Raw genomic sequence first — 21,685 nt, forward strand, 5'->3', positions numbered from 1 at the left:
ATCGCTGTGGCCTCGGGGATATTCCCCGGGCTGCGCGTTCCCGATGGGCTGCTGACCAATCCTGGCGAATTCCCTCGTACGTTTTCGGCCGCCCCTGGACGACATTTCGCCAACCCCTCGACAGGACTTGCGTACTGCCTGAACCACGGCGGTAACGTCACTTCCAGTAGTCGCCGCCACACCGGGAGCACACGGCTCTCAGGGACTCGCGGCGCGAGGGGGACCCGTCATGCGCAACCGCGAGTCCGCGGTGGCTGCGGCATGTCGTAGCGATCGGGCGCGGCCGGCGACGGCCCCGGCGTCCGTGGTGTCCACCCCCGACGGCACGCCGGACATCCAGGCGTCGCCGGCCTTATCACCGGCAGGTCGCGCGCTTTACTGAGCCGAACTCGCACGGGGTTCGAGACCTTCCGTCGGCGCGGATCCGGAGCGGATTCGGCGCGGATCCGGAACGGCCCGAGGGCCGTGGTGACCGCCGGACATGAATTCAGCGTCACATCCAGATGAACGAGCGTCAAGCATTCGCCTGCCGCTGTGCGCTCGCGCCTGGATGTGCGTTCTCCCGCGCTCCCGTGAACGGCAGCGCGCGGCTCGGCACCCGAGGTGCCGAACACTCCCCCTTTACCTTTTCCTGACTTCTGCTGTGAACTCAGCCATGCGACGCGGAGGCCGCGGTATGAGCGACTCGCTCATCAGCACCAAGCCCAGCACGTTCGAGGCACACCCCTTCTCCGACCGCTGCCGCCAGGTGTGGGAGCGCGGAGACCACCTGCTGATCGGGGTGAGCCCCGGGAACAGCTACTTCAGCCCGCAGCGGATATCCGAACTCATCCTGTGGGCACGGGAGTTCTTCGATTCGGTGGATATCGTCTACGCGGATCTGCACGTCGACACCCAGTTCGAGGCGTACGGCTACACCCCCGAGCGTGCCCAGCGCCGGGCCGCCAAGGAGATCAAGACCACCGCCCGGCGGATCCAGCGCGGGGTGGAGGAGGCCGGCTGGACGGCGGTGCGGGTCCGGGCGCTGTCCGACTTCCTGCCGCACGCCCGCTACCAGGAGTTGCGCACCACCGTCGAGGACGGCCTGCGCGGCGACCCGGTCTTCCGGCGCGCCGCGGAGGGGATGGCGCGCTCCTTCCTGGCCGGCCGCACGCCCGACGGCGACGAGCCGAGCCCGGAGCAGCTCGCCGCCGGACTGCGCTACATCTGCGCCGAACTGCCGTTCTTCCTGGACACCCCGGGCCTGCTCGGGGTGCCCACCTCGGTCTCCTGCTACCACGTCGAACTCCCGCTCACCCCGGTGCTGTTCGGGCGCAGCGAGGGGCTTCGGGCGGTCCCGGAGCAGGCCTATGCGGTGGTCCGTCCGGGGGTCGAGCCCCCGCGTGCTGCCGCCGCCTGACGATCAATCAATTCACCACGAGGAGAAGCACCATGACCACGAGTGCGCAGCGCGACCCTTCGTCCCTGGCGGAGTTCCTGCCGGAGTTCCCGCTCTCCCGGCGCGGCGACATCCTGCCCGAGGAGGCCGAGCGGCTGCGGACGGAGCAGCCGGTCGCCCGGGTCCGCACCATGACCGGCGACGAGGCCTGGCTGGTCAGCAGCTATGAGCTGGCCAAGCAGGTGCTGGAGGACGAGCGGTTCAGCCTCAAGGACACCGCCAACCCGGGCGTCCCGCGCCAGTACGCGCTGACCATCCCGCCGGAGGTGGTCAACAACATGGGCAACATCAACAGCGCGGGGCTGCGCAACGCCGTGATGAAGACCCTCTCGCCGCGCGCGGACAAGGAGTTGGGCGGCTGGCTGGAGGCGCAGGCGCACGACCTGCTGGACCGGTTGATCGCCCAGGGCCCGCCGGCCGACCTGCGGGACGGCTTCACCGAGCCGTACTCCGCCGCGCTGCACTGTCGGCTGCTGGGCATCCCCACCGACGACTGGCGCCGGCTGATGTCCGGCATCGATGTCGCCTTCATCACCAGTCCGGCGCCGTTCGAGGCCTCGACTCCCAACTGGTACAAGGACCTCGGCTACCTGCTGGAGCGGCTGAACGCCGATCCCGAGCCGACCGAGGGCCTGCTCGGCCGCTTCGTCGAGCTGCGCCGCTCGCCGGACGTCTCGGACCAGGTCAGCGACGAGCTGCTGGCCACCGTCGCACTCTCGCTCTTCGGCGCGGGCGCGGTCAGCACCTCGGCCTTCCTGCAGCACGCGATCATCGCGCTGGCGCAGCAGCCGGAGCTGGCCGACCGCCTGCGGGCCGAACCGGAGGTGATCGGGCGGGCGGTGGACGAGCTGTTGCGCTACAACCTGTCGATCGGCGACGCCCTGCCGCGGATCGCGCTGGCGGACGTCCGGGTGGGGGAGGTGGAGATCAAGGCGGGTGAGCTGGTGCTGGTGCTGATCGAGGGGGCCAACTACGACCCGGCGGTCTTCCCGCACCCCGAGAAGATCGACTTCGACCGGGAGGCCAACCCGCACCTGGCCTTCGGCGCGGGCCAGCACTTCTGCCCGGCCTCGGCGCTCGGTCGCACGCATGCCGAGATCGCGCTGACGGCGCTGGTGGAGCGGCTGCCGCTGCTGCGCCTTGCGCTGCCGGTCGAGCAGCTGGCCTGGCGGCCGGGCTTCATCAAGCGTCTGCCGGAGCGCCTGCCGGTGCTCTGGTAGGCCTGTCGGCGGGGCGGACCGGCAGAGTGATCCACCGGTCCGCCCTGCCCACTCAGTCGTGCAGGCCGAGCAGGATCGCCCTGGTCCGCTCCCAGGTCGCCGGGTCGCAGGCGACCAGCAGGCCGTCCACGCCGCCCGGCGGGTCCGCCCGGTAGGGCGAGCCGTCCAGTCGGGCCGAGACCCCGCCGGTCTCCCGGACCAGCAGCGAGCCGGGCGCGTGGTCCCACGGCAGGGTGCGCCAGTAGAGCAGGAACTCCAGTTCACCGTCCGCGAGTTGCGGATACTCCACGCCGGCTGCGCGCCGACCCCCGGTCACCTGGCCGAAGGCGCGCACCCGGTCGCCCAGCCCGGGGAAGTGGTCCTGGGTCCGAAACCACGGCTTCATCGAGCCGCGCCACTGCTGCGGCGCGTCGGCGGCGGCCGCAGCCCGGGTGAGCCGTTTGCCGTCGCGCCAGGCGCCCGCGCCCAGTTCGGCGGCGTAGGCGGTGCGGGTCATCGGCTGCCAGATCCAGGCGGCCACTGCCTCGCCGTCGCGGATCAGCGAGACCATCAGCGCGAAGTCCGGCCGCCCGGCGACGAAGTTGGCGGTCCCGTCCACCGGATCGACCAGCCAGCAGGCGGGCTCGGTGTGCAGCGCGCGGGCGACGGAAGGGTCGGCGGCCACCGCCTCCTCGCCGACCACCGGGACGGGCAGCAGCTCGCGCAGCCGGCGGGAGATGAGCACCTCGGCCTCCCGGTCGGCGATGGTCACCACATCGCCGGGGGACTTCTCCATCACCTCGCCGGCCACCAGCGCCCGGAACCGGGGTTCGACGACTTCCGCGGACGCCTCGGTGAGGATCTCCGCCACCTTCTCCATGAGCACGCGTCCGCTCTCCCTTCGCTGCTACCACTCTCGCACGCCCGGCCCCACGCGACCTGCGGCGACCACCGCGCGAACGCCCCCTACCGGCGCTCGGCAGGCTTGGCGACCTGACGCGGTCCCAGCTCGGTGCTGCGGGGCAGGGGGAGCGGGGTCGGCGATGCGCTGTTCAGGCGGCGCAGGCAGGTGCGGTGCTGGACGGCGGACAGGCCGGCGACGGCGGCGCCGAGTGCGAGCCAGCCCGCCGGGCCGGCGGTCAGTACGGCGCCGGTCAGCAGCAGCGGGCCGGCCGACTTCTGGACAGACTGCGACATGCCCGCCACGCCCAGGTAGCCCGCCCGCGCCCGCGGCGGTGCGAGCGAGACCGCCAGCTCCCAGGAGCTCACCGAGCGCATCAGCTCCGCCCCGGTGACCAGCACCGCGGCGAGCAGCAGCGCGACCGAGGCCGTCCCGGCCCCGCCGCCGGTGGCGGTGGCCAGGACCAGGCAGCAGGCGAGCAGCGTCAGCCCGTACGCGAGCACCGCCCACGCGGCCCGGCGCGGCCCCTCGGCCCGTGCCGAGACGTGGAGTTGCAGGACGACCACCAGCACGGTGTTGATCACCAGGAACGCCGGGACGAACGCGTGCGGCGCCTTGGTGTGGTGCACCAGCCAGAGCGGCAGCCCGACGTTGAGGATCGAGTCGTCCAGGTTCAGCGGGATGTCCAGCAGCACGAACAGCAGGTAGCCGCGGTCGCGCCACGGGCTCGGTCCGTTCGGCAGTGCTTCGGCGCTGCGGGTGGTCGCCGGCGCGTGGTCGCGCGGCTCGCGAGTGCGCAGGACCAGCACCGCGGCCAGCAGGAAGGAGAGCGCGTTGGCCAGGATCAGCGCGTCGTAGGCAAGGCGGGTCCCGACGGCCAGGCCGATCGCGGCGATCCCCGCGCCGAGCGCGCAGCCGGCGTTCCCCGCGCTGCGGTACAGCGCCTGGTAGGTGGAGCGCCGCTCGCCCGCCACCCGGGTGGCGAACAGCATCTCCAGCGTCTTGGCCGCCCGGTCGCCCAGCGAGGTGGCGGCGACCACCGGAAGCAGCACGTCGAAGTGGCCGCACACCAGCAGCAGGCAGGTCGTGCCGAGGCGCAGCAGGTGGCAGCCGATCAGCAGCGGGCGCACCGGGAAGCGGGTGGCCAGCCGGCCCGCCAGCGGCGAGCCGGCGATGCCCGCCACCCCGGCCGCGCCCAGCAGCAGGCCGAGCCGGCGGGCGTCCAGGCCGTCCACGAAGGTGAAGTACAGCACCGAGGCCGCGCCCCACACGCCCGTCCCGGTGCGGTCCAGCAGCTGCGCGAGCAGCATGATCCGCGCGTCCCGGCCGCCGGGCGGACGGCGCAGCTGGCTCAGCAGGCCGCCGCCCGGCGGCTCGGCCTGCTGGTTCTGTCCGCCGCGCCGCATCGGCGGCCTCCGTTCCGCTGGAAAGTATCTCGACATCAAGAGATTCGGGGGCAGCGTGCCGGAGATTCAATCTCGACGTCAACATATTTAGACCGACCGACCGACCGGCAAGTGGCTCAGCGGTGCCCGGCTGTCATCCCGCCCTCGGGCACGGCCTGGACGGGCGCCGACTGCGCTGTGCGGCGGTAGCGCCCGCCGGTCGCCGTGCACGCGGCCAGCAGCAGCGCGGTCGCCGCGGCCGCGCAGGTGATCCCGAAGGGCGCGCTCGGACCGGAGGCGTCCACCGCCCAGCCGGCCGCCACCGTGCCCGCCGCCTGGGCCAGCGTGATGCTGCTGACCAGGCCCGCCATCGCCTCGCCCAGCCGCCCGCCGGGGACGGTCCGTTCGACCAGGCCGAACATGGTGATCATCTGCGGCGCGACCGCGAGCCCCACGCATCCCACCGCGACGGCCAGTCCGCCCAGGCTGCTGCCGATCAGCGGCGCCAGCAGGGAGGCGGCGAAGAGCAGGCCGGTCCCCGCCCGCAGGCGTCCGGGCAGGTCGAAGCGGGCCGGCACGGTCGCCACGGCGACGCCGGCGAAGGAGCTGGTCAGGCCGATCAGCCCGTACAGCAGCCCGGCCGCGCCGGGGTGGCCCAGGTGCGTGGTGGTCGCGGTGACGCCGACCTGGAGCGAGCCGAAGACCACGCCCAGCAGCGCCATGCCCGCCAGCAGCAGCCCGTACGGGAGGGTGAGCAGCCGCTCGGCGGGCGCGCTGCGGGTGCTGCCGCGGCTGCCGGGCGGGGCCGAGGGGTGCAGCGCGAAGAGCGTCGAGCAGACGCCGACCAGGGCCGCCGCCAGCAGCATCCCGGCGCCCGGTCCGGCCAGCGTGGCGAGCACGCCGACCACGGCCGGGCCGCTGGTGAAGCTGGCCTCGTCGAGCAGCCCGTCCAGCCAGAGCGCCGAGGCCCGGCGCTCGGGGCGGCCGCGCGCCAGCCAGAGCCAGCGGCTGCGCGAGAGCGGCCCGACCAGCGGGACGGAGAGCCCGACCAGCACGGCCGGCGCCACCTGCCAGCCCAGCGGCGCGCCGTAGTGCGAGGCGGCCACCAGCGCGAGGATGGCCAGCGCGTTGACGGTGGCCGCGACCAGCCCGACCGGCCGCTGCCCGCGCCGGTCCGCCAGCCGGCCCACCCAGGGCCCGCCCCCGGCCTGCCCCACCGCCAGCGCCCCGGCCACCGCCGACCCGCGCCAGACGCTGCCGGTGTTCTGGCTCACCAGCAGCAGCGTCCCGATCGGGCACATCGCCGCCGGCAACCGCCCCAGCAGCGACCAGGCCAGCACCTGGCCACCCGTCAACTCCCAGGTCTCACGGAACTTCCCCACCGCACTCACGCCGGTCGCCCCCCCAGGGGCCGGGCCGGGGCGCCCGCCTCCCCCATGCCGACCCCGACAGACCGTCAACCAGCGGGTGAGTCCTCACCCTATGAAGGCGCCGCGCCGCGCGGGTATGGTCCGATCATCCAGCCACCCACCGTCACCACCCGTGCGGCCTGGGTGATCCACCCAAGAACCTCTCAACGCCTGCGGTGGCGCACCACGTCGTCGTACTCGGCGTGCACCCGGCGGTCCATGGCGAGGGCGAACTGGGCATCGGCGACGGTGCGGGCCAGCGGGCGGATCCGGGTGAGCTGCTCGGTCAGGTGGGCCGCCTCGCCTGGGGGGAGCGGGTGTTCGCCGGCCAGGGCGCCGAGCAGCTGGTCGCGGATCAGGGCGACGAAGACGTCGGCGACCGCGTCGGCGTACTCCTGGGCCTTGCGGCTCGCGTCCAGGACGGCGCTCAGTGGCACGCCCTCGGCCACCAGGGCGACGGTGGCGTCCATCAGGCGGCGGCTGACGTGGGTGACCCCGTCCTCCTGGACGGTGATGTAGCCCTGGGCGAGGGATTCGGCGGTGGCGGACTCGGTGAGCTGGTCGCCGAAGGTGGCCGCCAGCTCCTCCCAGCTGAGCGAGACCGGGGTCTCGTCCGACCAGGGCGCGATGATCGCGGCCTGCAGGCCGATCAGTTCGGCGACGTCGCGCCCGCTCTCGCCGGCGCCGATCAGCTCGGTGATGCCGCCCAGGGTGTGGCCGCGCTCAAGGAGCTCGGCGATCATCTGCAGCCGGGCCAGGTGGGATTCGCCGTACCAGGCGATCCGGCCCTCCTTGCGCGGGGGCGGCAGCAGCTTGCGCTCGCGGTAGAAGCGCAGGGTGCGGGTGGTGATGCCGGCGGCCGCCGCGAGCTCCTCGACGCGGAACTCGCGCGGACCTGCTGCTTCGCTCTCGATCTCCGCCACGCCGCCAGCATAGGGCGGCAGCGTCTGAAATCGGACCGGTCGTCCTTCTTCCACCCGCTGTCGACAAGGGCTACGCTGCCAATCGCGCCAGTGGATACTGGCGCGATTGCTGGGGGAGAGAATCGTCAGCAACCGCAGCGCCCAGAGAGGACCCCGCCGCATGGCAGCCAGCCCCAAGCAGCGCACCCGCCCCGGCCCGGTGCCGGCCGTCCCGCATGTCCGCGTCGCCGTCATCGGCTCCGGCTTCGGCGGCCTCGGCGCCGGTGTCCGGCTGCGCCGGGCCGGGATCACCGACTTCGTGATCCTGGAGCGCGCCGACTCGGTCGGCGGCACCTGGCGGGACAACAGCTACCCGGGCTGCGCGTGCGACGTCCCCTCGCACCTCTACTCCTTCTCCTTCGCCCCCAACCCCGACTGGCCGCGCAGCTTCTCCGGCCAGGCCGACATCCGGGCCTACTTGGAGAAGGTCACCGACACCTTCGGCCTGCGCCCGCACCTGCGCTTCAACGCCGAGGTCACCGAGGCCCGTTGGGAGTCCGAGCAGACCCGCTGGCGGGTCACCAGCACGGCGGGGGAGTGGACGGCGGACGCGCTGGTCTCGGCTGCCGGACCGCTCTCCGACCCGCAGGTCCCCGACTTGCCCGGGCTCGCCGACTTCCCCGGCAAGGTCTTCCACACCTCCCGCTGGGACCACGGACACGACCTGACGGGCGAGCGCGTCGCCGTCGTCGGCACCGGCGCCTCGGCGATCCAGGTGATCCCGTCGATCCAGCCCAAGGTCGGCAAGCTGACCGTCTTCCAACGCACCCCCGCCTGGGTCCTGCCCAAGGTGGACCGCGAGATCAGCGGCGCCGAGCGCTGGCTGCACCGAGCCGTCCCCGCCACCACCACGCTGCGCCGGGCCGCGCTCTTCGCCGTCCGCGAGCTCCAGGTGGACGCCTTTGTGCGGCGCCCCGGTGCGCTGCGGATGGTCCAGCGGGTGGCCGAGCGCCACCTGGCCCGCTCGATCGCCGACCCGGCGCTGCGCGGGCGGCTGACCCCGGACTACCGGATCGGCTGCAAGCGGATCCTGATCAGCAACGCCTACTACCCGGCGCTGGCCGCGCCCAACGCCGAGGTGGTCAGCACCGGGCTCGCCGAGGTGCGCGGCTCCACCCTGGTCGGTGCCGACGGCAGCGCGCACGAGGTCGACACGATCATCTTCGGCACCGGCTTCCACGTCACCGATATGCCGATCGGCGCCAAGGTGTTCGGCGCCGACGGACGCTCGCTGGCCGAGTCGTGGAAGGGCGGCATGGAGGCGCTGCGCGGCTCGACCGTGCACGGCTTCCCCAATCTCTTCTTTGTCATAGGGCCCAACACCGGGCTCGGCAACAGCTCGATGATCCTGATGATCGAGTCCCAACTGAACTACCTGATGGACGCGTTGAGCACCCTGGAGTCGGTCGGCGCGACCGCGCTGCAGCCCACCGAGCGGGCACAGCGGCAGTGGAACCAGCGCCTGCAGCACAAGATGGAGCGCACCGTCTGGAACACCGGCTGCCGCAGCTGGTACCTGGACGAGGGCGGTAAGAACACCGTGCTGTGGCCCGGCTCCACCAGCGCCTTCCGCCGGGCCACCCGCCGGCTGGACCTCGCCGAGTACGAACTGATCAAGCGCAGCACCCCCGCAGTTGTGGCCCAGGAGGTCTCCGCGTGAGCCCCGTCACCCCCGCCGACTGCGTACTGCCCACCCCCGTACGGGAGTTGTCGATCTGCTCGGCCGACGGCAGCCGGCTGCACGCCGCCGAGTACGGAGTCGAGGGAGCGCCGCTGGTGGTGCTCGTGCACGGCTGGACCTGCTCGGTCGCGTTCTGGGCCCCGGTCCTGCACCAACTCGCCGACTCCTTCCGGGTGGTGGCCTACGACCAGCGCGGCCACGGCCGCAGCGACAGCCCGGCCACCAAGCGCGGCTACTCCACCACCGCGCTCGCCGACGACCTGGAGGCCGTCGTCCGCGCGGTCGTCCCGGCGGGCGAGCGGGCGGTGCTGGTCGGGCACAGCATGGGCGGGATGACCATCATGGCGGCCGGCGACCGGCCCGCGGTGGCCGAGCGGACGGCGGCGGCGCTGCTGGTCAGCACCGGCCCCAGCGAGCTGGTCGAGGAACTGCTGGTGCTGCCGGCCGTCCGCCCGTCCGCGCTGCGCCGCGTGCTGCACCGTCATCTGCTGCGCTCCCGGCTGCCGTTGGGGCCGGTCACCGCGCTCTCCCGCGCGCTGCTGAAGTACGGCACGATGGGCCCGGCCACCCCCGTCGACCGGGCCGACGCCTCGGCCCGGATCGTCCAGGCCTGCCCGACCATGGTCCGGGCCCGCTGGGCCGACGTGCTGGGCGAGTTGGACGTCACCGCCGGGCTGGCGAAGCTGGCGGCGCCCACCGCGATCGTCGTCGGCACCGCCGACCGGCTCACCCCGCCGGTGCACGCGCGCCGGATGCGGGCGGCGCTGTCCGCCTCGGAGGGGCTGCTGGAGCTGCCCGGCGTCGGCCATATGTCGCCCATCGAGCGGCCCGCCGAGGTCGCCGCCGAGATCCGCCGGCTGGTCGGCGCCCACCTGACCCCTGCCGCTGTTGTCACCCCCGAGAGGACCGTGAGCTGATGACCCCGCCGCCTTCGCTCGACTCCCAGGTCGTCGTGGTCACCGGCGCGGCCCGGGGCCTGGGCGCCCTGATGGCCCGCCGGCTGGCCGAGCGCGGAGCCAAGGTCGCCCTGGTCGGCCTGGAGCCGGCCGAACTGAAGGCCGCCGCCGCGCTCTGCGGCCCGGACGCCTCCAGCTGGGAGGCCGACGTGACGGACCTGGCGGCGCTGAGCGCCACCGCCGAGGCGATCCTGGCGAGGTACGGCCGGATCGACACGGTGGTCGCCAACGCGGGCATCGCGATCGGCGGCCCGCTGCTGGACAGCGACCACGCCGCGTTCAGCCGGGTGATCGAGGTCAACCTGCTGGGCAGTGTCGCCACCGCCCGCGCCTTCCTGCCGGCCCTGACCCAGAGCCGCGGCTACCTGCTGCAGATCGCCTCGCTGGCCGCGATCACCCCGGCGCCGCTGATGAGCGCGTACTGCGCGAGCAAGGCGGGCGTCGAGTCCTTCGCCCACGCGCTGCGCGCCGAGGTCGCCCACCAGGGCGTCAAGGTCGGTGTCGGCTACCTGAGTTGGACCGACACCGACATGGTGCGCGGCGCCGACCAGGACGAGGTGCTGCGCGAGATGCGGGCCCGGCTGCCGTGGCCGGCCAACCGCACGTACCCGATCGGCCCGGCCGTCGACCGGCTGGTCGCCGGGATCGCCCGCCGCTCGCCGCACGTGTACGCGCAGGCCTGGCTGCGCGGTATGCAGCCGATGCGCTGGATGCTGCCGGGGCTGATCGCCTCGGTCGGCGCGCGCGAGGTGGCCCGGCTGGCACCCCGGTTGAAGGCGACCGCGACCAGCCGGCTGCGACCGGTCGGCGCGGGCGGCGCCGCCGACGATGCGGCCCACGCCGCACCCGGTGAGGCCAGTGGCGCTAGCGTCACCTCATGACTACTGCTCTCATCACCGGTGCCACCGCCGGAATCGGTGCCGCCTTCGCCCGCCGGCTGGCGAAGGACGGCCATGACCTCGTCCTGGTCGCCCGGAACACCGAGCGGCTGACGGCCTGCGCCGCCGAACTGCGCAAGAACCACGGCGTCGAGGCGGAGGTGCTCACCGCCGACCTCGCCACCGAGGAGGGCATCACCGCCGTCGAGCAGCGGCTGGCGGACACCGTGCGGCCGGTCGGCATCCTGGTCAACAACGCCGGATTCGGCAACCGGGGCGCCTACTTGACGGTCCCGTTGGAGCAGGAGCTCGACATGCTCAAGGTGCATGTCGAGGCGGTGCTGCGGCTCACCTCGGCCGCGCTGCCGGGGATGCGCGAGCGCGGCTTCGGCGGGGTGGTCAACGTGGCCTCGGTGGCGGCCTTCCTGCCGCGCGGCACGTACGGGGCGACCAAGTCGTGGGTGGTCAACTTCACCCAGGGTGTGGCGCGTGACCTGACCGGCAGCGGTGTGCGGCTGATGGCGCTCTGCCCGGGCTTCACCCGTACCGAGTTCCACGAGCGGGCCGGCATGGGGACGTCGAACATCCCGGCCTGGGGCTGGCTCTCGGCCGAGCGGGTGGTGGACGAGGCGCTGCGCGACCTGGCGCACGGGCGGACCCTCTCGGTGCCGGGCAAGCGCTACAAGGCGGTGGTCGCGGTGGCCCGGTTGCTGCCGGCGGGCAAGCTGGGCGGAATGTCCTCGAAGGCGGCGCGAACGTACCGGACGAACTGACCCCCGTACCCACTGACCCTCGTACCCAGGGAAGCGGGAATAGCTGGCGGGCATAGCTCATTATTAGCACAGCTAACAATGAGCTATGCTCTCCATGTTGCCTACCCTGGAGGTCCTGTGAGGCCTGACCGCGTCGAATGGACACCGCCCGAACGCTCGGCGGACGATCCGCAGCCCCCCGCCCAGCTGCGTCGCATCCTGGGGCTCTTCCGCCCCTACCGTGGACGGCTGGCGGTGGTCGGGCTGCTGGTCGGGGCCTCGGCCGTGGTGTCCGTGGTCTCCCCGTTCCTGCTGCGCGCGGTGCTCGATGTGGCGATCCCGCAGGGCCGCACCGGCCTGCTCGCCCTGCTGGTGCTCGGCATGGTGGCGACCGGCGTCGTCAACAGCGTCTTCAACGTCCTGCAGACGCTGATCTCCACCACGGTCGGCCAGCACGTCATGCACGACCTGCGCACCGCCGTCTACGCCCACCTGCAGCGGATGTCGCTGGCCTTCTTCACCCGCACCCGCACCGGCGAGGTGCAGTCCAGGATCGCCAACGACATCGGCGGCATGCAGTCCACCGTCACCTCCACGGCGACCTCGCTGGTCTCCAACCTGACCAGCGTGGTGGCCACGGTCGTCGCGATGGCCGCGCTGGACTGGCGGCTCACGGTGGTCTCGCTGCTGCTGCTCCCATTCTTCGTCTGGATCAGCCGCCGGGTCGGCAACGAGCGCAAGAAGATCACCTCGCAGCGGCAGAAGCAGCTCGCGCTGATGTCCTCCGCCGTCCAGGAGTCGCTGTCGGTCAGCGGGATCCTGCTCGGCCGCACCATGGGCCGCTCGGACTCGCTCTCCCGCGAGTTCACCGACCAGTCGCAGGAGCTGGCCGGCCTGGAGGTGCGCTCCAGCATGGCCGGGCGCTGGCGGATGAACGTCATCCAGATCGTGCTGGCCGCGATGCCCGCGCTGATCTACCTGACGGCCGGCCTGACCTCGGCCGGCGGCGCGCCGATCGTCTCGATCGGCACCCTGGTCGCCTTCGTCTCGCTGCAGCAGGCGCTGTTCCGCCCGGCGGTCAGCCTGCTGGCCACCGGCGTGGACGTGCAGACCTCGCTCGCGCTCTTCCAGCGGATCTTCGAGTACCTGGACCTCCCGGTGGAGATCTCCGAGTCGGCCGAACCCGTCAGCCTGCCGCACGTGCGCGGCGAGGTCCGCTTCGAGCAGGTGGACTTCGGCTACGACGCCCAGCACCCCACCGCGACGCTGGCCGGGATCGACCTCACCGTCCCGCCCGGCGGCTCGCTCGCGGTGGTCGGTGAGACCGGCTCCGGCAAGACCACGCTCAGCTACCTGGTGCCCCGGCTCTACGACGTCACGGACGGCCGGGTCGCCATCGACGGCACCGACGTGCGCGACCTCGCCTTCGAGACGCTCTCCCGGGCGGTCGGCGTGGTCTCCCAGGAGACCTACCTGTTCCATGCCTCGGTCGCCGACAACCTGCGCTTCGCCAAGCCCGACGCCACCGACGCCGAGCTCGTCGAGGCGGCCCGCGCGGCGCAGATCCACGACCACATCGCCGGCCTGCCGGACGGCTACGACACCCTGGTCGGCGAGCGCGGCTACCGCTTCTCCGGCGGCGAGAAGCAGCGTCTGGCGATCGCCCGCACCATCCTGCGCAACCCGCCGGTGCTGATCCTGGACGAGGCGACCAGCGCGCTGGACAACCGGACCGAGCGGGCGGTGCAGCAGGCCATCGACGCGCTGGCGGTCGGCCGCACCACGATCACCATCGCGCACCGGCTCTCCACCGTCCGCCAGGCCGACCAGATCGTCGTCCTCGACCACGGCCGGATCGCCGAACAGGGCACCCACGAGGAACTGCTCGCCCGCGACGGCCGCTACGCGGCGCTGCTCCGCCGGGAGTCCCCGGCGCAGGAGCCGGCGCAGGAGCCGGCCGCTGCGCGCTGAGTCACTCGAAGGCGGTGCGCTCCAGGTAGAAGTCGAGCAGCTGCTCGTCGCCGAGGAGCTGGACGCCCTCGTGCCGGGCCGGGAGCCGCCGGTAGACGACCAGCAGCAGGTCGCGCGCCGAGGGCCGGCGTCGCGTCACGTCAGGTCGCGCTCGTGCTGCAGGAACGCGCGCTCGGTGGCGTTGGTGGCGCGGCCGATCGCCGCGTCGTACGCCTGGACGGCCTCGGCGGATCGGCCCAGGCGTCGCAGCAGGTCGGCGCGGATCGCGTGGAAGAGGTAGTAGCGGTCCAGGTCCAGGGTGTCGACGACGGCGAGTGCCGTCGCCGGTCCCTCGACCTCGGCCAGCGCGACCGCACGGTTGAGGGCCACCACCGGGGTAGGCGCGAGGGCGAGCAGCTGGTCGTAGAGCCGGAGGATCTGCCGCCAGTCGGTGTCCGCGGCGGTCGGCGCGTCGCTGTGCACGGCGTTGATCGCCGCCTGGAGCTGGTAGCGCCCCGGCTGGTTGCGCCGCAGGCACTGCCGGACGATGGCCTGCCCCTCGGCGACGAGCCCGCGATCCCACCGCGCGCGGTCCTGCTCGGGCAGCGGTACCAGCTCACCGCCCGGCCCGACCCGGGCGGCGCGGCGCGACTCGGTCAGCAGCATCAGCGCGAGCAGCCCCAGCGCCTCCGCCTCGTCCGGCAGCAGCGCCACCAGCAGCCGCCCCAGCCGGATCGCCTCCGCGCAGAGGTCCTCGCGCAGCAGCCGGTCGCCGGAGCTGGCCAGGTAACCCTCGTTGAAGATCAGATAGACGACGGCGAGGACAGCCTGCAGCCGGTCGGGGAGGTCGGCGTCGTACGGGATCCGGTACGGGATCCCCGCGTCGCGGATCTTGCCCTTGGCCCGGACCAGCCGCTGCGCCATGGTCGGCTCCGGCACCAGGAAGGCGCGGGCGATCTCCGCGGTGCTCAGCCCGCCCAGCAGGCGCAGGGTCAGCGCGACCTGGGCGCCGGTGCCGAGCGCCGGGTGGCAGCAGGTGAAGATCAGCCGAAGCCTGTCGTCGTGCACGGCGCCCTCCTCGGCTGCTTCCTCCCCCTCCGCCCGCCGCGCGTCCAGCAGGGCTGCCGCCTGCGCCTGCCGGTCCGCGCGGCCGGCCTCGCGCCGCAGCCGGTCGATGGCGCGGTTGCGCGCGGTGGTGATGATCCAGCCCGCCGGGCTCGGCGGCAGCCCGGCGGTCGGCCAGCTGCCGACCGCCGTGGTGAACGCCTCCTGGACCGCGTCCTCGGCGACGTCGATGTCACCGAAGACGCGGACCAGCACCGCCACCGCCCGCCCGTACTCCGCCCGGAAGACGCGCTCGATCTCGGACGCGGCCAGGGCCGGCGGCAGCTCGGACATCAGCTCGCTGCCCCACCCACGAACGGCCGCACCTCGATCGGCAGCGTGGTCGCCCGGGCCGCCTTGCGCCCCCAGTCGAGCGCGGCGTCGAGATCCGGGGCCTGGATGATGGTGAGGCCGCCCAGATACTCCTTGCCCTCGACGAAGGGCCCGTCGGTGGCGAGCACGTCGTTCCCCTTGAGGCGGAGGACGGTCGCCGTGGTGGGAGCGTGCAGACCCCCGGAGAACACCCACGCCCCGGCGTCCTTGAGCTCCTGCTGGAAGGCCTCGACCGACCGCATGATCGCCGCCAGAGCCTCAGGCTCGGGCTGCGTCGCGCCGGTGGGCTGGATCACGCTGATCAGGTACTGCTTCATGATGACGTCCTCCTCGGTTCGGAGCCGGCGCCGTCGTGCCGGCCTCTCACCACCTATACGAACGCCACCCTCGCAGATCGACAGCCCGACGTTCCGTTTCCCCACTATGACGAGAGCCGCCTCGTGCAGCCTCGCGCTTCCCGCCTGAAGATCACGGTCTACGACCGGAGCGCTAGCCTGCGGACATGATTCTCTTCCGCGAGGCCGGGCCCGGCGACTTCGAAGACCTTCAGCGCCTCTACCGGCAACTGCACCCGGCGGACCCGGTTCTGCAGGACGGATCCGACGCAGTGGCATTCGCGCAGATTCTGGGCTCGCCCGGCCTGCACCTGTTCGTGCTCGAGGTCGATGGGGTCGTCGTCGCCACGACGTACCTGAACATCATTCCGAACCTCACGCGATCCGTGTCGCCGTACGCGGTCATCGAGAACGTCGTCGTCGAGGAGACCCTGCGGGGCACAGGTCTTGGCCGGCAGATCATGGCCCGCACCCTCCAAGCCGCATGGGACGCAGGCTGCTACAAAGCGATGCTGATGACGGGTTCGCGCAGGCCTGCCACCCACGCGTTCTACCGAGCATGCGGGTTCTCCCCGGACGCCAAAACGGCGTACCTCGCTCGCCCATCGTGACGTCGTGCACCGAACGCCTGCTGACCGGTGCGGCCCTTGTGCAGCCCCGCAGTTGAGCGACTTGCGCGGCTGACAGCGTCTGGAAAGTCGATGGGTCCGACGTTCCATGTGTCAGGTGACGGTCAGTTGGGTGTCAGCGCTGGCTGGCAGAGTTCTTCTTGTGAACGGGACGGGCGGAAGCTCGGACCGGGAGCATGGATAGGTGCCCGGAGTGGTTTATCGGGGGCTGGGGCTTTGGTTCCGGTCGGGTCCTTGTGGCCTTCGCAGGTTCGAATCCTGCCCTCTCCGCCGGAGTCAGCGGTCAGGCGGCCTTGGGGAGTTCGTTGTAGACCTGGGCCAGCTCCTGGCCCGAGAGCTCGTGGACGGCGGCCATCACCTCGTCGGTCACCTGGCGGCGGGCCTTGGCCGAACGGGCCTGGCCGTGCAGCTCGGTGAAGTCCAGCGGCTTGCCGAAGCGCACGGTGACCCGGCGCAGGCGCGGGATCCGGGTGCCGACCGGCTGGAGCTGCTCGGTGCCCTCCAGGGCGACGGGGACCACCGGGGCGCCCGCCGTCATCGCCAGCCAGGCGACGCCGGTCTTGCCGCGGTAGAGCCGGCCGTCGCGCGAGCGCGTGCCCTCGGGGTAGATGCCGAAGGCGTTGCCGTCCTCCAGTACCTCAAGTGCGGCGTCCAGCGCGGCCTGTGCGAGGTGGACGGTGCCGCGCTCGACCGGGACGGCGTTGATCGCCTCGAAGAGCGACTTGCGCAGCCGTCCCTTGATCCCCTTGCCGATGAAGTACTCGTCCTTGGCCAGGAAGCAGACCGGGCGGGGTGAGGCGACGATGATCGCAATGCTGTCGATGAACGACAGGTGGTTGCTCGCCAGGATCACCGGGCCCTTGCGGGGCACGTTGCGGCGGCCCTCGATCACCGGCCGGTAGATCAACCGGGCCAGCGGCTTGAGCACCAGCTTGGTGACGATCTGGATCATGGTCCCTCCCCTGGCGCCAGCCTGCGTTGATCGTCGCACAGTACGACATTCGTTAGGCATCCGTTCGTCCGGGCCCCACCTGATGACCAGGCAAAAGCCCGAAACGCCGGTCCGACGGTTCATACAATAAGCGGGTCGAGCCGCCCCGAGTGCTCGATCCCGAGGGGAGGTGTCACGAGGGTGAGCGGTGTCACAACAGTGCTGTTGCTCGTCATCCTGGCCACGGCCGTGGCCACCGGGGCCCGGCACTGGAGCATCCCCGCGCCGTCGCTCCTGGTGGTCGCCGGTGTGCTGGTGGGGCTGCTGCCGTTCGTCCCGCGGATCACCGTGCAGCCCGAGGTGATCAGCGTCGCCGTGCTGCCGCCGCTGCTCTACGCCTCGGCCGAGGAGATCTCCTGGCGCGAGCTCAAAGCCGTCTGGCGGCCCGTCACCGTGCTGGCGCTGGGCCTGGTGCTGGCCTCCGCCTTCACGGTGGGCGCGATAGCCTCCGCGCTCACCCCGCTCTCCCCGGCGATGGCCTTCGTGCTCGGCGCCGTACTGGCCAGCACCGACCCGGTGGCCGTCACCGCGCTCGGGCGCAAGCTCGCGCTGCCGCCGCGGGTGCAGACCCTGGTGCAGTCCGAGAGCCTCTTCAACGACGCCACCAGCCTGGTGCTCTTCAAGGTCGCGATCAGCCTGGCGGTGACGGCCGGCTCGGTCTCGCTGGCCTCGGCGACCGGGGAGTTCGTGCTGCTGGCGGGCGGCGGCGCGGTGATCGGCTGGCTGGTGGCGGCGCTGGTCTCGCTGATCCGGGCGCGCACCGAGGACCCGGTGCTGGAGACCGTCATCGCGCTGGTCACCCCGTATGTCGCGTACGTCCTGGCGGAGGATCTGCACACCTCGGGCGTGACGGCCGTGGTGGTCGCGGGCGTGGTGCTCGGCGCGCGCGGCCACCGGCTGACCAACGCCCGGATCCGGCTGCAGGTGCACGCCGTCTACCGCACGGTGGTCTTCATGCTGGAGAGCGTGGTCTTCGCGCTGATCGGCCTCGAACTGCCCGGGCTGATCGACGATCTGGCGCAGGGCGGCGGCGGTTGGCGCTGGCAGGCGCTGCTGATCGGCCTGGTGCTGATCCTGCTGCGGCTGGTGTGGATCTTCCCGACCGCTTGGATCGCCCACCGGCTGCGCCTGCGCGGCGGCGACCAGGAGCTGTCCGGCGGGCTCAACTGGCGGGTGCCCGCGGTGATGACCTGGGCCGGCACCCGCGGTGTGATGCCGCTGGCGGCCGCGCTGACCATGCCGCTGTTCGCCCAGGACGGGACGCCACTGCGCTACCGCGAGCTGGTGCTGGTGCTCACCACGGCGGTGGTCGCGTTCACCCTGGTCGTCCAGGGCTTCACGCTCGCGCCGGTGGTGCGCGCGTCGGGCATCGCGCTGGAGCCGGAGGCCACTGCGCGCGAGGAGGCGCAGGCGGCCAAGGCCGTTCTGCGGGTCGCGCTGAGCCGGCTGGACGAGATGGTCGGCGCCGAGAGCGTGCCGGACGTGGTGGCCGATCGGATGCGCCGCGACCTCGGCGCCCGGCTCGACCACGCCCGGATGCAGCTCTCCGACGAGGAGCCGTCCGAGGACGTGGCCACCGTGACCGCCTACCGCCGCCTGCGCCGCGACCTGATCGCAGCCGAGAGCGCCGAGTTGCAGCGGCTCTACCAGGAGCACCGGATCAGCGACGCGACCCGGGGCGTCCTGCAGCACACGCTGGACCTGGAGGAGGCGGGGTTGGGCGAGGTCTGAGACGTCAGGTCAAGCGCGCAGGCCGCGCCGCAGGGCCGGGACGAGGCTCTCCTTGACGGTGCGCGGCAGCCGACCGGTGCGGCGCAGCTCGTCGTAGGCGAACCGGGCGTCGCGGGCGGCCAGTCGGTAGCGCAGGCCGCTGAGGCCGCCGGGGAAGCGGTAGCCGGCCGGGCGGTGCCGGGCGAAGTGGGCGGCGATCCGGTGGAAGAAGTCCTTGCGCAGCTCGGCGGGGACCAGCCCGGGGGTGTCGTAGACGGTCAGTGCCTGCTTGACGGTCCGCTCGAAGACCAGGGTGCGCAGCTCGCTCGGGTGCCGGTCCAGGAAGGCGAAGATCGCGTCGTACTGGGCGAAGGCGTCGGCGTGCTTGGGGGAGGAGGTCGCGGTGATCGCCCCCGGGCGGCCGCGGCGGTAGTTGTAGCAGGAGCGGTCGAGGTAGCGCAGCCGCCGGGCGGCGACCAGCGCCGGGTAGGTGACCGAGATGTCCTCGTAGTAGCCGCGCCCGAAGGAGACCCCCAGGCTGTCCAGGTAGTCGCGGCGGAAGATCTTGTTCCAGACCGACAGCACGCTCTGCAGCAGCGCCGGGTGCTCGGCCGCTGTGCAGCCGGCCTCCAGCGGCGAGCCGGCCAGCACGTGCCGCCAGGGGTTGGGCTCGGTGGAGCCGTCGGGGTAGACATGGCTGAAGCCGGTGAGCAGGACGTCGACGGGCTGCGCCGCGGCCCGCTCGGCGCGCAGCTCGGCGAGGACGGCTTCGAGGGTGCCCTCGGGGAGCCAGTCGTCGCTGTCGACGAACCAGATGTACTCGCCGTGCGCCTCGGGCAGCGCGGCCAGCCGGGCGCCGCCCAGCCCCTGGTTCTCGGCCAGGTGCAGGACGCGCAGGCGGGGGTCGGCGGCGGCGTACTCGTCCAGGATCCGGCCGCAGCCGTCGGGGGAGAGGTCGTCGACCGCGATCACCTCGACCTCGTGGCCGTCCGCGGCAGCCGGTCCGCCGAGGATGGAGTCCAGGCAGCGCGGCAGAAAGCGCTCCACGCCGTGGACGGGGAGCACGATGCTGAGGAGGACGCGCACGCTGTTCTCTGTCTCCACGGGAGGGCCGGATGCCTGACCAGCACACTCTAGCGAGCGGCGGGCATCGGACGGCCCAGGGTGCGACCGCCGGTGCCTCCGCCCGTACGGCGGTGGCACCGGCAGCCTGGTGGCGGCCCGGCCGACCCTCAGCGGCCGGCCGCCGGTCCGTCGACCTGGTTCGAGCCTGGCCACCGCAGCGTTGAGGTGGCCGGACAGTGGCTCTGAGGTGACGGAAGCAATAACGGCAGTGTGTTCATCAGTCGAACAACTTGGCGGGCGTTAAGCCCGAAGTCTCCTGCTTGCACGATATTGCTTGGACGTAACGTTCCAGTCAATCCCAGTGTGCGTTCAATTTCCGAATATTTCTCTTCAGCCCGCCGGACCTGGCTCGCCGGGTCGGACAGCGGGTCGGACAGCGGGTCGGACAGTGGGTCGCTCCGCGGCTCTCCCGGTCGGCCGCCGGTCCGGCCGTGCGCCTGGCTCTGCGCCCGGCTCCGCCGCTGCCCGCCCCCGTGGTGCGCCCGGCCTGACCCCTTGTCAGTCGAGCGCCGTTTCGGGTCCGATGCCTGGTCAGGGGCCGGTACAGGAAGGGGAGTCGGGCGTATCGACGGATTCGCCCCATCGATGCGCAGTCGTGACCGACGCCATTGGTCCCTGGTGACACGTGAGTTGTCATCACACGATACGGTGGCAGAACACCAGGACGGTTGCGCGAAGACCGTCCCTCACGGATAGTCTTCGCCTCACGGCCCTGGCGCCTCGTAGGGGTGGGAATCTCATGGAACACATGCAAGTGCGGAACAGGCCCCGAGTGCCGGCGATCCAGTGCGGCGTCGGCGCGACCGGTCGGCGGATCGACCGGCACCTGGCCGTGCTCGGTGCGCCCGCGCTCTCGGTGGTTGACACCGCCGAAGCGCTCGGCCTGATAAGGGAGCTGACGCCGCGTGGCGTGAGCACTCCGGCGGCTCCGCGTCGTACGGCGCGGGTGTTGCTGCTGGCCCCGTTGCGGCGGTTGAAGCGCAGCCTCTTCGGCAGCCGCGGATAGCGTCGGCCGCGGACCCGGTGGGAGGGAGACCGACCACCGGGCCTTTTGCATGCCCGGAACCGGGAGTGGTCGGCCCGCGCAGCGGGCATTGTCGGGCCGTGCCGGTCCGCCCGTCCAGGGTTCGGGCGCACTCGGCGTCCACTCACCCGATATGCCCGAATTCTTCACCGGATTCTTCTCCTCATGGGCCAGGATGGCGCCATGGCCGAGACCTTCCACTCCCAGACCTTCGAGATCATCACCGGCGACCAGGAGGTCGCCCTGGACATCACCGATCGCTGCACGGCCTTCCTCGACGACATCGCGTCCGGGCGGGACGGGCTGCTCAATGTCTTCGTCCCGCACGCCACCGCCGGTGTGGCGGTGCTGGAGACGGGTGCCGGCAGTGATGACGACCTGCTCGCGGTGCTGCGCGACCTGCTGCCCGCCGACGACCGCTGGCGCCACCGGCACGGCAGCCCGGGCCACGGCCGCGACCATGTGCTGCCCGGCCTGGTCGCCCCGCATGCCACCCTGCCGGTGATCGGCGGGCGAGTGGCGTTGGGCGTCTGGCAGTCGGTGGTGCTGATCGACACCAACCGGGACAATCCGCGTCGGACCGTGCGGCTGTCGTTCCTGGGCTGAGCGCTGCCGCTTACCGATTCGCCTACTTGCCCCGGGCGGTGCGCAGCGGGTAGGAAGGCGGCGTGACGGACGAATCGAGTACGTACTGCGCCGCTCCCGTGTCTGTGCGGGATGTGCCGAAGGTGCCGGACGCGGTGGCCGCGCTGACGCCGGGCGCCGAGGGCGCCGGTCCGCGCGCCGACTGCGTCCTGTGCGGCGAGCCGACCGAGTTCGCGGCCGAGCAGCCGGGCAGCACGCTCTGCCCGGTCTGCGCCTGGCAGCAGGCCCAGCGCGGCGCCTGCTCGGGCTGACGGCGCAGCAACAGCACCGGCCGGCCC

21 protein-coding genes and 1 tRNA gene are annotated in these 21,685 nt (G+C 72.4%); 13 read left to right on the forward strand and 9 right to left on the reverse strand.

Going from position 1 to position 21,685, the window contains the following annotated elements; translation table 11 throughout:
- Positions 1-676 precede the first annotated feature (676 nt).
- On the forward strand, positions 677-1,399 hold the full coding sequence (locus P3T34_RS31460) for a tRNA-dependent cyclodipeptide synthase (protein ID WP_280669436.1): 723 nt from the start codon (positions 677-679) through the stop codon (positions 1,397-1,399).
- 32 nt (positions 1,400-1,431) lie between these two features.
- The gene (locus tag P3T34_RS31465) at positions 1,432-2,658 is read left to right on the forward strand and encodes a cytochrome P450 (protein WP_280669437.1); all 1,227 of its coding nucleotides are present in this window, start codon (positions 1,432-1,434) and stop codon (positions 2,656-2,658) included.
- Between the two features lie 52 nt (positions 2,659-2,710).
- Here the strand turns inward: P3T34_RS31465 and P3T34_RS31470 are convergent, their stop codons facing one another.
- The 4 genes from P3T34_RS31470 to P3T34_RS31485 all read right to left on the reverse strand — a co-directional run bounded on the left by P3T34_RS31470 (position 2,711) and on the right by P3T34_RS31485 (position 7,255).
- Entirely contained in the window at positions 2,711-3,517 is an 807-nt protein-coding gene (locus P3T34_RS31470; RefSeq protein WP_280672509.1) for an inositol monophosphatase family protein, read from the reverse strand.
- Between the two features lie 86 nt (positions 3,518-3,603).
- Positions 3,604-4,944 (reverse strand): MFS transporter, encoded by a 1,341-nt coding sequence (locus tag P3T34_RS31475; protein ID WP_280669438.1) that lies wholly within the window; start codon positions 4,942-4,944, stop codon positions 3,604-3,606.
- A gap of 116 nt (positions 4,945-5,060) precedes the next feature.
- Positions 5,061-6,314 (reverse strand): MFS transporter, encoded by a 1,254-nt coding sequence (locus P3T34_RS31480; RefSeq protein WP_280669439.1) that lies wholly within the window; start codon positions 6,312-6,314, stop codon positions 5,061-5,063.
- Positions 6,315-6,496: 182 nt separating this feature from the next.
- Complete coding sequence (locus P3T34_RS31485; protein WP_280669440.1) at positions 6,497-7,255, reverse strand: MerR family transcriptional regulator; 759 nt, start codon at positions 7,253-7,255, stop codon at positions 6,497-6,499.
- Positions 7,256-7,415: 160 nt separating this feature from the next.
- Here P3T34_RS31485 and P3T34_RS31490 point away from each other — a divergent pair, with 160 nt between their 5' ends.
- The 5 genes from P3T34_RS31490 to P3T34_RS31510 all read left to right on the forward strand — a co-directional run bounded on the left by P3T34_RS31490 (position 7,416) and on the right by P3T34_RS31510 (position 13,532).
- Positions 7,416-8,954: an NAD(P)/FAD-dependent oxidoreductase gene (locus tag P3T34_RS31490; RefSeq protein ID WP_280669441.1), complete on the forward strand. Its 1,539-nt coding sequence runs from the start codon at positions 7,416-7,418 to the stop codon at positions 8,952-8,954.
- The gene (locus P3T34_RS31495) at positions 8,951-9,892 is read left to right on the forward strand and encodes an alpha/beta hydrolase (RefSeq protein ID WP_280669442.1); all 942 of its coding nucleotides are present in this window, start codon (positions 8,951-8,953) and stop codon (positions 9,890-9,892) included. The genes P3T34_RS31490 and P3T34_RS31495 overlap by 4 nt, the downstream gene beginning before the upstream one ends.
- Entirely contained in the window at positions 9,892-10,812 is a 921-nt protein-coding gene (locus P3T34_RS31500) for an SDR family oxidoreductase (RefSeq protein WP_280669443.1), read from the forward strand. The genes P3T34_RS31495 and P3T34_RS31500 overlap by 1 nt, the downstream gene beginning before the upstream one ends.
- Entirely contained in the window at positions 10,809-11,582 is a 774-nt protein-coding gene (locus tag P3T34_RS31505) for an SDR family oxidoreductase (protein WP_280669444.1), read from the forward strand. Before P3T34_RS31500 ends, P3T34_RS31505 begins: the two co-directional genes overlap by 4 nt.
- 117 nt (positions 11,583-11,699) lie before the next feature.
- Positions 11,700-13,532, forward strand: coding sequence for an ABC transporter ATP-binding protein (locus P3T34_RS31510; RefSeq protein ID WP_280669445.1), 1,833 nt, complete (start codon positions 11,700-11,702; stop codon positions 13,530-13,532).
- A gap of 1 nt (position 13,533) precedes the next feature.
- Here the strand turns inward: P3T34_RS31510 and P3T34_RS31515 are convergent, their stop codons facing one another.
- Genes P3T34_RS31515 through P3T34_RS31525 form a run of 3 tightly spaced genes read right to left on the reverse strand, consistent with a single transcriptional unit; the run spans position 13,534 to position 15,265 of the window.
- The gene (locus P3T34_RS31515; protein WP_280669446.1) at positions 13,534-13,671 is read right to left on the reverse strand and encodes a hypothetical protein; all 138 of its coding nucleotides are present in this window, start codon (positions 13,669-13,671) and stop codon (positions 13,534-13,536) included.
- Positions 13,668-14,909, reverse strand: coding sequence for an RNA polymerase sigma factor (locus P3T34_RS31520; RefSeq protein ID WP_280669447.1), 1,242 nt, complete (start codon positions 14,907-14,909; stop codon positions 13,668-13,670). Before P3T34_RS31520 ends, P3T34_RS31515 begins: the two co-directional genes overlap by 4 nt.
- Positions 14,909-15,265, reverse strand: coding sequence for a YciI family protein (locus P3T34_RS31525; protein WP_280669448.1), 357 nt, complete (start codon positions 15,263-15,265; stop codon positions 14,909-14,911). Before P3T34_RS31525 ends, P3T34_RS31520 begins: the two co-directional genes overlap by 1 nt.
- A gap of 185 nt (positions 15,266-15,450) precedes the next feature.
- Here P3T34_RS31525 and P3T34_RS31530 point away from each other — a divergent pair, with 185 nt between their 5' ends.
- The gene (locus P3T34_RS31530) at positions 15,451-15,894 is read left to right on the forward strand and encodes a GNAT family N-acetyltransferase (protein ID WP_280669449.1); all 444 of its coding nucleotides are present in this window, start codon (positions 15,451-15,453) and stop codon (positions 15,892-15,894) included.
- Between the two features lie 196 nt (positions 15,895-16,090).
- Positions 16,091-16,182: transfer RNA gene (locus P3T34_RS31535), tRNA-Gln, on the forward strand.
- Between the two features lie 13 nt (positions 16,183-16,195).
- Here the strand turns inward: P3T34_RS31535 and P3T34_RS31540 are convergent.
- On the reverse strand, positions 16,196-16,864 hold the full coding sequence (locus tag P3T34_RS31540; protein ID WP_280669450.1) for a lysophospholipid acyltransferase family protein: 669 nt from the start codon (positions 16,862-16,864) through the stop codon (positions 16,196-16,198).
- A 180-nt stretch (positions 16,865-17,044) separates the two neighbouring features.
- Here P3T34_RS31540 and P3T34_RS31545 point away from each other — a divergent pair, with 180 nt between their 5' ends.
- Positions 17,045-18,634: a Na+/H+ antiporter gene (locus tag P3T34_RS31545; protein ID WP_280669451.1), complete on the forward strand. Its 1,590-nt coding sequence runs from the start codon at positions 17,045-17,047 to the stop codon at positions 18,632-18,634.
- Between the two features lie 9 nt (positions 18,635-18,643).
- On the opposite strand, the gene P3T34_RS31550 is transcribed toward P3T34_RS31545, so the two are convergent.
- On the reverse strand, positions 18,644-19,699 hold the full coding sequence (locus P3T34_RS31550; RefSeq protein ID WP_280669452.1) for a glycosyltransferase family 2 protein: 1,056 nt from the start codon (positions 19,697-19,699) through the stop codon (positions 18,644-18,646).
- A gap of 778 nt (positions 19,700-20,477) precedes the next feature.
- On the opposite strand from P3T34_RS31550, the gene P3T34_RS31555 reads away from it, so the two are divergent.
- The 3 genes from P3T34_RS31555 (at position 20,478) to P3T34_RS31565 (ending at position 21,658) form a co-directional block, all read left to right on the forward strand.
- Positions 20,478-20,744 carry a hypothetical protein gene (locus P3T34_RS31555; protein ID WP_035796144.1) on the forward strand — a complete coding sequence of 89 codons (267 nt, stop codon included), beginning with the start codon at positions 20,478-20,480 and terminating at the stop codon, positions 20,742-20,744.
- A 201-nt stretch (positions 20,745-20,945) separates the two neighbouring features.
- Positions 20,946-21,368, forward strand: coding sequence for a YjbQ family protein (locus tag P3T34_RS31560; protein ID WP_280669453.1), 423 nt, complete (start codon positions 20,946-20,948; stop codon positions 21,366-21,368).
- A gap of 62 nt (positions 21,369-21,430) precedes the next feature.
- Complete coding sequence (locus P3T34_RS31565) at positions 21,431-21,658, forward strand: hypothetical protein (protein ID WP_280672680.1); 228 nt, start codon at positions 21,431-21,433, stop codon at positions 21,656-21,658.
- Positions 21,659-21,685: the final 27 nt, after the last annotated feature.

Origin of the sequence: Kitasatospora sp. MAP12-44 (assembly GCF_029892095.1) — a bacterium.
GTDB lineage: Bacteria > Actinomycetota > Actinomycetes > Streptomycetales > Streptomycetaceae > Kitasatospora.

Coding starts and splice junctions, on each gene's coding strand:
- P3T34_RS31460 (WP_280669436.1), top strand. CDS start 677: ATGAGCGACTCGCTCATCAGCACCAAGCCCAGCACGTTCGAGGCACAC.
- P3T34_RS31465 (WP_280669437.1), top strand. CDS start 1,432: ATGACCACGAGTGCGCAGCGCGACCCTTCGTCCCTGGCGGAGTTCCTG.
- P3T34_RS31470 (WP_280672509.1), bottom strand. CDS start 3,517: ATGGAGAAGGTGGCGGAGATCCTCACCGAGGCGTCCGCGGAAGTCGTC.
- P3T34_RS31475 (WP_280669438.1), bottom strand. CDS start 4,944: ATGCGGCGCGGCGGACAGAACCAGCAGGCCGAGCCGCCGGGCGGCGGC.
- P3T34_RS31490 (WP_280669441.1), top strand. CDS start 7,416: ATGGCAGCCAGCCCCAAGCAGCGCACCCGCCCCGGCCCGGTGCCGGCC.
- P3T34_RS31500 (WP_280669443.1), top strand. CDS start 9,892: ATGACCCCGCCGCCTTCGCTCGACTCCCAGGTCGTCGTGGTCACCGGC.
- P3T34_RS31505 (WP_280669444.1), top strand. CDS start 10,809: ATGACTACTGCTCTCATCACCGGTGCCACCGCCGGAATCGGTGCCGCC.
- P3T34_RS31520 (WP_280669447.1), bottom strand. CDS start 14,909: ATGTCCGAGCTGCCGCCGGCCCTGGCCGCGTCCGAGATCGAGCGCGTC.
- P3T34_RS31525 (WP_280669448.1), bottom strand. CDS start 15,265: ATGAAGCAGTACCTGATCAGCGTGATCCAGCCCACCGGCGCGACGCAG.
- P3T34_RS31530 (WP_280669449.1), top strand. CDS start 15,451: ATGATTCTCTTCCGCGAGGCCGGGCCCGGCGACTTCGAAGACCTTCAG.
- P3T34_RS31540 (WP_280669450.1), bottom strand. CDS start 16,864: ATGATCCAGATCGTCACCAAGCTGGTGCTCAAGCCGCTGGCCCGGTTG.
- P3T34_RS31555 (WP_035796144.1), top strand. CDS start 20,478: ATGGAACACATGCAAGTGCGGAACAGGCCCCGAGTGCCGGCGATCCAG.
- P3T34_RS31560 (WP_280669453.1), top strand. CDS start 20,946: ATGGCCGAGACCTTCCACTCCCAGACCTTCGAGATCATCACCGGCGAC.